At 74.0% G+C, this 13,242-nt stretch carries 6 protein-coding genes; 1 reads left to right on the top strand and 5 read right to left on the bottom strand.

All coding sequences use genetic code 11. The annotated features are described in order from the left end of the window. Positions 1–21: 21 nt before the first annotated feature. The 5 genes from ACFYXC_RS35420 to ACFYXC_RS35400 form a co-directional block, all read right to left on the bottom strand. Positions 22–5,625 carry an SDR family NAD(P)-dependent oxidoreductase gene (locus tag ACFYXC_RS35420; protein WP_389556514.1) on the bottom strand — a complete coding sequence of 1,868 codons (5,604 nt, stop codon included), beginning with the start codon at positions 5,623–5,625 and terminating at the stop codon, positions 22–24. Between the two features lie 48 nt (positions 5,626–5,673). Further along, the gene (locus ACFYXC_RS35415) at positions 5,674–8,772 is read right to left on the bottom strand and encodes a type I polyketide synthase (protein WP_389556512.1); all 3,099 of its coding nucleotides are present in this window, start codon (positions 8,770–8,772) and stop codon (positions 5,674–5,676) included. 61 nt (positions 8,773–8,833) lie between these two features. After that, a complete protein-coding gene (locus ACFYXC_RS35410) occupies positions 8,834–9,580 on the bottom strand; it encodes a thioesterase II family protein (RefSeq protein ID WP_389556510.1) in 747 nt (248 codons plus the stop codon). After that, positions 9,577–10,827: a cytochrome P450 gene (locus ACFYXC_RS35405; RefSeq protein WP_389556509.1), complete on the bottom strand. Its 1,251-nt coding sequence runs from the start codon at positions 10,825–10,827 to the stop codon at positions 9,577–9,579. The genes ACFYXC_RS35410 and ACFYXC_RS35405 overlap by 4 nt, the downstream gene beginning before the upstream one ends. Continuing rightward, positions 10,824–11,162 carry a phosphopantetheine-binding protein gene (locus tag ACFYXC_RS35400; protein WP_389556507.1) on the bottom strand — a complete coding sequence of 113 codons (339 nt, stop codon included), beginning with the start codon at positions 11,160–11,162 and terminating at the stop codon, positions 10,824–10,826. The genes ACFYXC_RS35405 and ACFYXC_RS35400 overlap by 4 nt, the downstream gene beginning before the upstream one ends. 415 nt (positions 11,163–11,577) lie before the next feature. Here ACFYXC_RS35400 and ACFYXC_RS35395 point away from each other — a divergent pair, with 415 nt between their 5' ends. Further along, on the top strand, positions 11,578–13,089 hold the full coding sequence (locus tag ACFYXC_RS35395) for an FAD-dependent monooxygenase (protein ID WP_389556529.1): 1,512 nt from the start codon (positions 11,578–11,580) through the stop codon (positions 13,087–13,089). Positions 13,090–13,242: the final 153 nt, after the last annotated feature.

Genomic DNA, 13,242 nt, shown 5'->3' with positions numbered 1-13,242 from the left:
GTCGTTGGTCATCGATTTCCCCTAGCCGAGCTCTTTGTCCAGCAGCGAGAGAAGGTCTCCCACCGAGGCCGAACTGATCCGGTCGGCGATGCCGGCCGGTGCTCCGACGCCCGCCGGCGCCCGGACGCGGTCCTGCAGTTCGCCGAGAAGAGTGGAGATGGTGGCTTGGTCGGCCTCCGCGAGCGTGCCGAACGCGTCCTCCAGCCGGGCGCCGAGCCCTTCGATCTCCCTGGCCAGGTGATCGGCCGGGGACTGCGGGGCGGCGTCCGCGTCCCGGGGGACCCTCGCGTTCAGGAACTGTGCGAGGGCCGCCGGGTTGGGGTGGTCGAAGGCGAGTGTGGCGGGCAGCTTCAGGCCGGTCACCGCGGACAGTTTGTTCCGCAGCTCCAGCGCCGTGAGCGAGTCGATCCCCAGCTTCCTGAACGTGGCGGCGGGAGCGATCCTGCCGGTGTCCGGGTGGCCGAGGACGAGCGCGGTCTGTGTCCGGACGGCGTCGAGCAGTGCCGCCTGCGCCTCGTCCGCCGGCAGCGTCCGCAGCCGTTGCGCGAGTCCGGCGTCGGTGGGCTCCCGGCCCGCCGTGCCGCCGGCTGTGCCGAACGTCCCGGTCAGCGTGCGCAGGAGCGGCGAGCCCAGGTCACCGGCGTTCGGCGCGCCCGGTGCCGGGAGGTTCAGCCGGGTGGGCACCAGCACCGGCTCGTCGACCGAGGTCGCCGCGTCGAAGAGCGCGAGCCCCTCCCGCGACGACATCGGCAGCACGCCCTGGCGGTGCAGGCGTACGAGGTCCGCGTCGACGAGGTCGGCGCTCATCTCGCTGCGCTGCTCCCAGAAGCCCCAGCACAGCGCGGTGGCGGCCAGTCCCGCGGACCGGCGCGCCTGCGCCAGTCCGTCGAGGAACGCGTTGGCCGCCGCGTAGTTGGCCTGCCCGGCCGTCCCGAGCACGCCCGCGACGGAGGAGAACAGGACGAACGCGGACAGGTCCAGGTGCCTGGTCAGCTCGTGCAGGTGCCAGGCACCCCGCACCTTCGGCGCGAGCACCGCGTCGACGCGGTCCTCGGTCAGGGCCTCGACGACACCGTCGTCCAGCACACCCGCGCAGTGGATCACCGCCGACAGCGGGTGCTCGGCCGGCACCGCCGTGATCAGCGCGGCGAGGGACGTCCGGCTCGTGACGTCGCAGGCCACGATCTCGACCTCGGCTCCCGCCCCGGTCAGTTCCTCCCGCAGCGCTGCCGCCGCCGGAGCCGCCGGTCCCCGCCTGCTGGTCAGCAGCAGCCGGCGTACGCCGTGCCGCTCCACGAGATGCCGGGCGAGCATCGCGCCGAGACCGCTGGTGCCACCGGTGATCAGGACGGTTCCGGTGCCGAGGGCGGGGAGGTCCCGTGCCCCCTCGGGGGATCCGCCACCGCCGGTGGAGGCGCCCTGGGCGCGCACCAGTTGCGGGACGCTCACGTCGCCGGCCCGGATCCTGAGCTGGAGTTCCCCGGTCCCGGCCGCGGCCCGGACGGCGGCCGGCGACTCGGGCCGGCCGTCGGTGTCCACGAGCGTGAACCGGCCCGGGTTCTCGGTCTGCGCGGTGCGCAGGAAGCCCCAGACCGCGGTGGCCGCGGGGTCCACCGGGGACGCCGGTCCGTCGTGGAACGCGCCGCGCGTCACCACGACCAGGCGCGAGGCGGCGAACCGGTCGTCGGAGAGCCAGCGCTGCGTCCACCGCAGGACCCGGTGGACGTTGCTCCGGGCGGCCTCGGGGGTGGCGCCGTCGTCGGTGTCCGCCCCGTCGGCCCCGCCGACCGCGGCGATGACGTACGGGGGTTTCTCCCCGTCGGAGGCGGCGAGTTCGTCGAGGCCGGGGAAGACACCGGCGGCCCGTCCGTCCGGCGCGGCGTACGGGTCGGAGGTGCCCAGCACCGCGTACGGGCCGGCCGCTCCGGCGGCCGCCGCCGGGAGGGGCTGCCAGTCGATCCGGAACAGCGAGTCCTGGTGGTCGAAGCTCAGCTCGGTCAGCTGCCCCACGTCCACGGGCCGCAGGCTCAGCGATTCGACACCGCCGACGGGTGCGCCGTCGCGGTCCGCGAGGGTCACGGTCAGCGCGTTCTCCCCGGCGGGTTCGAGGCGTACGCGCAGCGCGGCCGACCGGGCGGAGTTCATCCTGACGCCCGTCAGACGGTACGGCAGCCAGCCCTCGGGCCGGGAGGTGTCGACGATGCGGCCCAGGCCGACCGGGAGCAGCGCGGCGTGCAGCAGCGCCGGGTGGATCCGGAACCGGCTCCGGTCCGCGCCGTCGGACGCGGGCAGTTCCACCTCCGCGAACAGGGTGTCGTCGCGGCGCCACACCTTCCGCAGACCGCGGAGCAGGGGCCCGTGGCCGAAGCCGAGGGCGGACAGCCGGGTGTACTCGTCCTCGAAGGGCACCGCGACGGCGCCCGCGGGGGGCCACGCGGTGAGGCTTCCGTCCGCGCCGGTGCGGGCGGCGCCGGACCCGGCGACGCCGACGGCGTTGCGTGTCCACTGCGCCTCGCCCTCGCCGCGTGAGTGGACGCTGACCCCGCGCCGGCCGTCGACGACGACCCGGATCTCGCGGTCGGCGGTCCGGGACAGCACCAGCGGGCTCTCCAGGGTGAGTTCGTGGACGACGTCGCAGCCGGCCTGGTGCGCCGCCCACACCGCCAGTTCCGTCAGCGCCGTGGCCGGCACCACGACGGCGCCGTGGACGACGTGGTCGGCGAGCCAGGGGTGACGCTCCAGCGACAGGCGTCCGCCGCCCACCACCGCGGTGTGCTCCCCGGCGTCGTCGGGCACGTCGATCACGGTGTCGAGCAGCGGGTGGTCCGAGGTGCTCCCGGTGGTGGTCTCGTGGGGTGTCTCCAGCCAGAGGCGCTGCCGCTGGAAGGCGTACGTGGGCAGCTCGGCCCGCCGGCCGTCCCAGCCGGGGAACGCGTTCTCCCAGGACACCGAGGCGCCGGCCACGAATGCCTCGGCCGCCGACCGGTACAGCCGGGCGAGGCCGCCCTCGTCGCGGCGCAGCGAGCCGACCGCGAACCCGGTGGCACCGGGCGCGGCGTCGAACATCTCCTGGACGGTCATCGTGAGCAGCGGGTGCGGGCTGACCTCGACGACCGTGGCGTGGGGCTCCTGTTCGACGAGGCGCCGCACGGCCGCCTCGAAGCGGACCGGCTCGCGCAGGTTGCGGAACCAGTAGGCCGTGTCCAGTCGCGCGGGGTCGATCAGGTCGCCGGTCACCGTCGAGTAGACCGCCACGGTCGAGGGCGCGGGCGTGATCCGGCCCAGTTCCTCCTGGAGCGGGCCGTCGAACCGGTCCATCAGCGACGAGTGTCCGGGGACGCTCGACTTGACCATGCGGGCGCGGGCGCCCGCTGCCTCGCAGGCGGCGACCAGTTCCCGGACGGCCGGGGTCTCACCCGAGACGGTCGTCGAGTTCGGTCCGTTGACCGCGGCGATCCCGACCCGGCCGTCCCACCGGTCCAGCAGTTCCCGCACCCGGTCCTCGGGCAGCAGGACGGCGGCCATGCTGCCCTCTCCGGCGGCCGTGGCCAGCAGCCGGGACCGTACGGCCACGATCCTGGCGGCGTCATCGAGGGTCAGGACGCCCGCGACGCAGGCCGCGGCGATCTCCCCCTGGGAGTGGCCGATCACCGCCTCGGGGGTCACCCCCAGGGAACGCCACACCTTCGCGAGCGACACCATCACCGCGAACAGCACGGGCTGGACGACGGCCACGTCCTCCAGGTCCGCGGCCCGCGGTCCGCCGCACACGGTGTCGACCAGCGGCCAGGACACATACGGTTCGAGCGCCCGCGCGCACGCGCGCAGTTCCTCGGCGAAGACCGGAGAGGTCTCCCACAGCTCCCGTCCCATCGCGGCCCACTGGGCCCCCTGGCCCGGGAACACGAACACGGTCCTGCCCACCGGCCTCGCGACCCCGGACACCACGGCGGAGCCAGCCTCGTCGCCCGCGGCGGCGGCCAGCGCGGCGAGCAGTTCGCCGCGGTCGGCGCCGATCACCACGTGGCGGTGCTCGAACAGCGACCGTGTCGTGGCCAGTGCGTGTCCCACGGCCAGGAGCGGCAGGTCCGTGTCGGCGGCCACGTGTTCGCGCAGCCGCAGTGCCTGCTCCCGCAGTGCCTCGGCCGAGCGCGCGGACAGCACCCACGGCACCGCCCCGGTGTCACCGGCGGGCGCCTGTCCGGCGGCCGGGTCGGGGGTCCGCCCGGTGGGGTCGAGGGGCTGTTCGAGGATCAGGTGGGCGTTGGTGCCGCTGATGCCGAAGCTGGAGACGCCGGCCCGCCGGGGGCGGTCCGGTGCCGTGGTCCAACGCCTGGCCTCGGTGAGCAGTTCGACCGCTCCGGAGGACCAGTCCACGTGGCTCGACGGGCGGTCCACGTGCAGTGTCCTGGGGAGCACCCCGTGCCGCATCGCCATGATCATCTTGATGATTCCGCCGACACCCGCGGCGGCCTGCGTGTGTCCGATGTTCGACTTCAGCGACCCGAGCCACAGCGGGTCGCGGGAGTCGCGGTCCTGGCCGTAGGTGGCCAGCAGCGCTTCCGCCTCCATGGGGTCGCCGAGCTTCGTGCCGGTGCCGTGCGCCTCCACGGCGTCCACGTCGCCCGGCCGCAGTCCGGCGTCGGCCAGGGCGGCCCGGATGACCCGGCCCTGCGCCAGCGGGTTGGGCGCGGTCAGGCCGTTGGACGCGCCGTCCTGGTTGACCGCCGAGCCGCGGATGACGGCCCAGATCCGGCGTCCGTTGCGCCGCGCGTCGGAGAGCCGCTCCAGGACGAGGACGCCCGCGCCCTCGGAGAAGCCGGTGCCGTCGGCCGCGTCGGCGAACGCCTTGCACCGGCCGTCGGCCGACACGCCGCGCTGGCGGGCGAGTTCCACGAACATCCCGGGAGTCGGCAGCGCCGACACTCCGCCGGCCAGCGCCAGGGTGCACTCCCCGGAACGCAGGGACCGCACGGCCTGGTGGACGGCGACGAGGGACGACGAGCACGCGGTGTCGGTCGACACGGCCGGGCCCTCCAGGCCCAGCGTGTACGACACCCGGCCGGAGGCCACGCTGGTGTGCGTGCCCGTGAGGGAGAAGCCCTCCACCTCACCGGCCGCCCCGCCGCCCATCCGCGGGCCGTAGTCGACGCCGTAGAGCCCGGTGAACACGCCGGTCGGCGAACCGCGCAGGGCGGCCGGGTCGATGCCCGCCCGTTCCAGCGCCTCCCAGGACGTCTCCAGCATCACCCGCTGCTGGGGGTCCATCGCCAGCGCCTCGCGCGGGCTGATGCCGAAGAACGGCGCGTCGAACTCGGGGAGTCCGTGCAGGAAGCCACCGGTGCGCGTGTACGTCTTGCCGGGTGCCTCGGGGTCCGGGTCGTACAGCGCCTCCAGGTCCCAGCCGCGGTCGTCCGGGAAGCCGCTCATCGCGTCCACCCCGTCGGACACCACGCCCCACAGACCTTCGGGGGACGTCACCCCGCCGGGGAAGCGGCATCCCACGCCCACGACCGCGACGGGCTCGCGCGCGGACTCCTCCAGCTCGCGCACCCGCTCGCGCAGGTCCTGCGCGTCGCCTACGGCGCGTCGCAGATAGGACCGGAGCTTGTCGACATCCTCCACCAGGGCCTCCCCCAACAGTCGCTAAGAAGAACGGTGCCGCGGTGCCGGCTACATGTATCCGCGGTCGATCAGGGCGTACAGGTCGTCGTCACTGCGGCGTTCGGGGACTGCTTCCTCCACGGCGTCGGCGTCCGGGGCCTCGGGCTCCGGCGGCTCGACGAGGGAGAAGACGTGCCGGGCGAGCCCCTGCGGTGTGGGGTGGGTGAACGCGACCGTCGCGGGGAGCCGTACGCCGGCCGCCGCGCTGAGCCGGTTGCGCAGGCTCACGGCCATCGACGAGTCGAAGCCGAGGGACTTGAAGGTCTCGGACGACCTCACCGCGAGGTCCGCGCTCGTCGGAGCCGTTCCCTTCTCGCTCAGCAGCGCCGCCGCCTCGGCGCACACGAGGGTGAGGACCGCCGCCTCCGAGGCCGGTGCAGCTGCCCGGCCGCTCGCGTCCGGTCCGTCCGCCCGCGCGGCCGTGCCGTCCCTGGCGCCGGCGTCCGCGGGCGCCGTCAGCCAGTACCGCTCCCGCTGGAACGGGTAGGTGGGCAGGCCGGTGCGGCGCGGCCGGTCCGCGGCGAACGCCGCCGTCCAGTCGGTGGGCACGCCGCGCACGTGCAGTCCGGCCAGGGACTCCAGGAACCTGCCGGTGCTTCCGTCGCGCTTGTCGAGGGTGCTCGCCAGCACCGGTGGCGACGCCAGTGCGTCGGCGGCCTCCTCCATCGCCACCTGGAGCACGGGGTGCGGGCCGACCTCCACGAAGACACCGCCGTCGCCGGTACGCATCAGGTCCTCGACGACCTCGCCGAAGCGCACCATCGAGCGCAGGTTGTCGTACCAGTACGGGCCGTCGAGCAGGCGGGTGTCGAGGAGGCCGCCGGTGACGGTGGAGTGGAACCGCACGGCCGATTCCCGCGGCGTGATGCCCGCGGTGTCCTCAAGGAGACGTGCACGGATGCGTTCGACGTGGTGGGAGTGCGACGCGTAGTCCACCTTGATGCGCCGCACCCGGACACCGTCGGTGTCCGCCGCCGCGGCGAACGCGTCCAGGGCCTCGCCGTCTCCGGCGACCACCACCGACGCCGGTCCGTTGACGGCGGCCACGGAGATCCGCCCGGACCACCGCTCCAGCCGGTCCTCGACCCATGCGCGGGGCGCGGCGACCGCGCTCATCCCGCCGTCGAGGCCGGACAGTCCGGTCAGTGCCCTGCTGCGCAGGGCACTGATCCGCGCCGCGTCGTCGAGCGACAGCGCGCCCGACACGCACGCCGCGGCGAGTTCGCCCTGCGAGTGCCCCACCACGGCGTCGGGGACCACGCCGAACGAGCGCCACACCTGTGCCAGTGACACCATCATCGCGAACAGCGCCGGCTGGACGACGTCCACCCGCTCCAGCGACGCGGCCGAGGGCGCGCCGGTCACCACGTCCACCAGGGACCAGTCCACCCACGGCGCGAGGGCCCGCGCGCACGCGTCGACCGAGCGCGCGAAGACCTCGGAGCGGGCGTACAGCTGTCTGCCCATGCCCGGCCACTGCGAGCCCTGGCCGGGGAAGACGAAGACGACCGGGCCGGCCGGTCCGGTGGCGGTCCCGCGGACCACCCGCGCCGAGTCGCCGCCCGCCGCCAGCAGGTCGAGGCCGGCCAGCGCCTGCGCACGGCCGCCGGCGAGCACGACCGCCCGGTGCTCGAACAGGGAGCGTGTCGACACCAGTGAGTGCGCCACGTCGGCCACCGGCAGCGACGGGTGCGCGTCCAGGTGCTCCCGCAGCCGGGCCGCCTGTTCCCGCAGGGCGGGTTCCGAGCGCGCCGACAGCACCCACGGCAGCACCTCCGCGGGGGTGGTGGCGGCGTCGGTGGGGGGCGGCCCGGCCGGTGTCCCGGGGGCCTGTTCGAGGATGACGTGCGCGTTGGTGCCGCCCATGCCGAACGCCGACACCCCGGCCCGGCGCGGCCGGCCGGGTGTGTCCGGCCAGGGGCGTGGGCCGGTCGGGACCTCGAAGTCCCGGTGGAAGTCCTCGATCGCGGGGTTCGGGGAGCGGAAGTTGAGGCTCGGCACCAGGTGCGCGCGGTCCACGCACAGGGCCGCCTTCACGAAGCCGGTCAGGCCGGCGGCCGGTTCCAGGTGTCCGACGTTCGTCTTCACCGAGCCGATGACCAGGGGGCGGCTGCGGCCGGTCCTCGCGAACACCTCGCGCAGTCCGGCGATCTCGGCCGGGTCGCCGAGCCGGGTGCCGGTGCCGTGGGCCTCGACGTAGTCGACGCCGTCGAACGGGACGTCCGCGCGGTCCAGGGCGGCCAGCACGGCCGCCGCCTGCCCGCCGGGGCTGGGGTCCGGCATGCGGGTGGTGGCGCCGCCGTTGCCGACGCCCCAGCCGCGGACCACCGCGTAGACGTGGTCGCCGTCGGCGACGGCGAGGTCGAGGCGCTTCAGCAGGACGAACACCCCGCCCTCCCCGCGGGCGAACCCGCCGGCCCGTTCGTCGAAGGTGAAGCAGCGGCCGTCGGGCGACAGGGCACCCAGGTTCGCCAGGGCGCCGCCGGCCGCCGGGTCGACGATCAGGTGTACGCCGCCCGCGAGCGCCAGGTCGACGGCGCCGCTGCGGATGCGTTCGCAGGTCAGCGCCAGCGACACGAGGGAGGAGGACTGGCCGGAGTCCGCGCAGAAACTCATGCCGCGGACGTCGAACAGGTGCGAGATGCGGTTCGCGATCAGCGCGCCGCTGGAGCCGAGCGCGGCGTAGTGGTCGTCCCGGTCGCTGCCGGACAGTCTGCGCAGTGTCTCGTACCCGGAGGGCGCGGTGGCGACCACCACGTCGATGTCGCGGCCCGCGAGCGCGGCCGCCGGGACGCCGGCGTCCTCGACGGCCTCCCAGGCGAGTTCCAGGCCGAGCCGCTGCGCGGGGTCCATGGCGGCCGCCTCGGCGGGCCCCGTACCGAAGAAGGGCGCGTCGAAGGTGTCGACGGAGCCGAGGAACGACCCCCGCTCCAAGGTGTCGGCGTCCGGGTGGGACGTGTGCGTCGCGTCGGCCGCCCGCTGCTCGGGGAACGTCCCGACGGTCGATCCGCCCGCCATCAGCAGGCTCCAGAACTCGTCCGGGTTCCGTACGCCGGGGAAGCGGCACGACATCCCGATGACGGCGATGCCGGTGGCTGTACCACTCATTCGTCTTCCTTCCGGTTCCCTCGGCGTGCGGCTCGTGCGGTTCGTGCGGGCTGCGGCGCTCTCACCGCCGGCGGGTCAGTGCCCTGAGCAGTTCGTCCGGCGCGTCCATGAAGTCGTAGTGGCCGCCGTCGACGACCTGGAAGTCGACCGGGTCCGCGTACCGGCGCCATCCCTGGAGCTCGTCGAGGCTCGTGTCGGGGTCGTCCCGCCAGTGCAGTACGGCGACGGGGCAGGGCACCGCGACCGGCTCCGTACGCCGGTAGGCGCCCGCGGCGGCGTGGTCACGCAGCAGCACGGTCAGGCCCAGGTCGACCATGTCGGGCCGCGGTTCGATCCCCCGGCCGCGGATGAACGCCTCCAGTTCGGCGCGCAGTTCGGGCTCGGACAGGGTGAGCATCCGGTCGCGGGCGGCGTCGTGCGGGGCCGGCTGGCCGGACACGAACAGGCGCTCGGGGGTGGGCAGGCCGAGTGCGGCGAGCCTGAGGACGGTCTCGTAGGCGGGCAGTGCTCCGGCGCAGTGCCCGAAGAACGTGAACGGCCTGTCCAGCAGCGGCGTGAGCGCTTCGGCCAGGTCGGCGGCGAGGTTCTCGTAGGTGCCGTAGTGGGGGTGGCCGAGGCGGTTCTCCCGGCCGGGGAACTGCACCGGGCAGACCTCGGCGTCGCCGATCACGGCCGGCCAGGAGCTGAAGGCGGACGCCCCGGACCCGGAGAAGGGGAAGCAGAAGATCCGGGCCGGGTGCCCGGTGGACTGCGGCCTGACGAACCACGGTGAGGGGGCCGCGGGCGCGGTGGCGGAGCCGGAGGTCATGGCAGCTGCCGTTTCTGGGCGACGATGGGCAGGTGGGTCATCCCGGCGATGAAGTAGGACCGCAGGTGCTGCGGTTCGCCGGCCAGGTCGATCGATCCGAACCGCTGGAGCAGTTCCTCGAAGAAGACGCGCAGCGTCATCCGGGCCAGCGGCGCCCCGATGCAGAAGTGCGGTCCGAACCCGAACGCGACCTGGCGCTTGGCACCGGCGCGCGTGATGTCGAAGGTGTGCGGGTCGGGGAAGCGGGACTCGTCCCGGTTGGCCGAGCCGATCCACGCGACGACCGCCCCGCGGGCCGGCACGGTGCCTCCGCCGATCTCGACGTCGTCCACCGCGTACCGCATGAAGTTGCAGGCGGCCGAGGTCCAGCGCAGCCCTTCCTCGACGAGGTTCGGGACCAGCGTCGGGTCGGCCTGTGCCTTGGCGAACTGCTCGGGGTGCTCGATGAGTGCCTGCACGGTGCCCGAGACGGTGTGCGGGGTCGTCACGTTGGCGCCCAGGAGGATGCTGTAGCCGTCGAGGGCGATCTCCTCGTCGGTCAGCGGCGCGCCTCCCGGCCGGACGCTCATGAGGTGGTGGAGGAGGCTGTCGTCCTCGTCGCCGGTCGTCCGCCGGTCCCTGACCCAGTCCTTGACGTAGGTGACGAGTTCGTGGTGGGAGATGGCCAGGGTCGCGGCCTCGCTGCCCATCGTGAAGTGCGGGTCCGAGGGGGCCGTCACCATCGCGGTCAGCTGGACGAGTTCCTCCCAGTCCTTCGCGGGGATCCCCAGCAGCGGGCCCGTGACCATCGCCGGCAGCAGCAGTGCCTTCTCGGCCAGGTCGAACGTCCCGCCGTCGAGCGCCGGTTCGAGGAAGCGCCGGATCGTCCCGCGGATGCTGTCCTCCCAGGACTTCACGGCCCGTGCGGTGAGCTTGGAGCCGAGGGGCCGGCGGACCTCGGTGTGCCGCGGCGGGTCGGTGGACGTCATCAGCACACCGGCCGCGACGTCGTCCGTGCCGAGGTGGGTGGGGACCGTGCCGCGTTCCGAGGTGAACTCGCGGTGGTCGCCCAGGACGCGGCAGACGTCGTCGTAGCGGGTCACCGACCAGAACTCCCGGCCGTCGGGCAGGACCTGGTGGTGCAGGGGTGCCTTCGCCCGCATCACGTCCCAGACCGGGTGCGGATCGCCCGACGTGTAGAGGTCCAGGTCGAACAGGTCGACGCTGTCGAGGTCGATGTCGCGCCCGGCACCCGGCGTCAACCTCACGCCGCCGCCCTCCCCTGCTCTATCAGCTCGGCGACCCGGGCCGGGGTCTGCGCCAGGTAGAAGTCGCGCACGGACAGCTGGACGCCGTAGTCCTGCGCCACCCGGTCGATGATCTTTATGCCGGTGAGCGAATTGCCGCCGAGCGCGAAGAAGTCGTCGTCCGGGCCGACGTCGGAACGGTTGAGGTATTCCCCCCACAGAGCCGCCATCTCCCGGGCCGGCGTCCCGTCCTGTCCGCCTTCGGGGTTTCGGCGGTCCTGCAGGTCGTTCTGGTCCTGCTGCTCGTTCTGGTCCTGCTGGTCCTGCCGGTGAACAACTTGCGGTGAGGATTCCATTGCCATTCTTTCCTTCCTCCGCCGACCGGGAGTATCCGCTCGCGTCCATTTCGGCCCCGTCTTCGGACCGCCACCGCCACTGCGGCCACCAGGGCCCTTTGCACTGTCCCGCCGGCGAGACACATTTCTTGAACGGCCGCGTCGAGTGTCGCGTGAATTCGGGTCCGTTCACACCGTTCCCGCGGTGCGCGGTATGCGGCGGCCGACGGGGTTGAGAGTGGACCGGCGGGCCCGCATGCTGACGCCTTGCGGACCATCTGCTCCCGCGGGACCGTCCCGCCGGCGGGACACGAGAAGTGCGAGCGGGACACGGGAAGTGCGGGAAAGCGAAAGTACTTCGACGCCTGTGGAGCCGCACTCGAGAAAAGGTGGAGAAGCAGTGGAATCAAAGGGCGATGACGTGGCGAATTCCGAAATGGACGCGGACGTGGTGATCGCGGGCGCCGGGCCGACCGGCCTGATGCTCGCCTGCGAACTGCGGCTCGCGGGCGTCGACGTGCTGGTGGTCGAGCGGCTCGCGGACCGTACGGGCGAGTCACGGGCCGGCGGGATGCACTCCCGCACCCTGGAGGTGCTGGACCAGCGCGGAGTCCTCGACCGCTTCCTCGCGGCCGGCGAACTGCAGCCGGTGGGCCACTTCTCCGGCCTCTACCTGGACTTCGACGAGTCCGAGTCCCGGCACCCGTACCCGCTGATGATCCTGCAGTCCGTCATCGAGCAGCTCCTCGAGGAGTGGGCGGCCGAGCTCGGCGTGCGGGTGCGCAGGTCGTGCGGGGTGAGCGGGGTCCGCCAGGACGCGTCGGGTGTGACGGTCGAGCTGGACACGGTGCCGACGGCACAGGCGGCGCCCGCGGCACTGCGCGCCCGCTACCTCGTGGGCTGCGACGGCGGGCGCAGCACGGTCCGCAAACTGGCGGGCATCGACTTCCCCGGCACGCCGGCCACGATGACCGCGCTCATCGGCGACGTCGAACTTCCGGACCTGCCCGAGGAGTACGTCTGGGTGCGGCGCTGCGCGACCGGCGACTACTCGGCGATCGCCTTCGAGCCGGGCTGGTACCGGGTGATCACGTCCGAGTACGACCGGGTCGTGGACCGGGACGAACCCCCGACGTTCGAGCAGCTCCGCCAGTCGCTGGTCAGGCTGGCCGGCACGGACTTCGGCATGCACAGCCCGCGGTGGGTCTCCCGGTTCAACGACGCCGCACGGCAGGCCGCCCGGTACCGGCAGGGCCGGGTGCTGCTCGCGGGCGACGCGGCGCACATCCACTTCCCGGCCGGCGGGCAGGGACTGAACATGGGCGTGCAGGACGCCGTCAACCTCGGCTGGAAGCTCGCCGCGGTGGTACGCGGCCGGGCGCCGGAGAGCCTGCTGGACAGCTACCACTCCGAGCGGCATCCCGTCGCGGAGCGCGTGCTGCACAACACGCGGGCGCAGTCGGCGCTGGCCCGTCCCGGCCCCCAGACGGACGCGCTGCGTGAGGTGTTCGGTTCGCTCATGGTGCTCGACGACGTCAACCGGCAGCTGCGCGTCATGCTCACCGCGCTGGACGTGCGGTACGCGGTCGACGGCGACCATCCGCTGACCGGGCGCCGGGTCCCCGACGCCGGCCTCAAGACGGCCGACGGCGCCACCCGTGTCTTCGAGCTGCTGCACGCCGGCCGGCCCGTGCTGTTCGACCTGGGCGGCAGCGCGGCACTCACGGCGATCGCCGGGCGCTGGGCCGATCGCGTCGACCTCGTCGAGGCGCGCAGCGAGGACGACCACTGGCCGGTCCCGGTCGTCGGTGAGGTGCCCGCCCCGGCGGCGCTCCTCGTCCGTCCCGACGGCCATGTCGCCTGGGTGGCCGCGGCGGGCGCGAGGCTCGACACCTCCGCGCTGCGGGCGGCCCTCACCACGTGGTTCGGCCCGCCCGTACGGCGGTGACCCCGCGCGGCACGGGCTCGCGCGACGGCGGGCCGGGGGGGCCCCCCCGGGCCCCCCCGCCCCCCCCCGTCGGGGGGGGGGGCCCCCCCCCCGCCCCGGGGGGCCGGGGGGCCCCGGCGGGGGGGGGGGGGGGGCCCCCCCACGCCCCGCCCG

Origin of the sequence: Streptomyces sp. NPDC002701, from assembly GCF_042889045.1 — a bacterium.
Lineage (GTDB): Bacteria > Actinomycetota > Actinomycetes > Streptomycetales > Streptomycetaceae > Streptomyces.
Note: the sequence above shows the minus strand (reverse complement) of the source record. Positions and strands in the feature narration are given on the sequence as shown.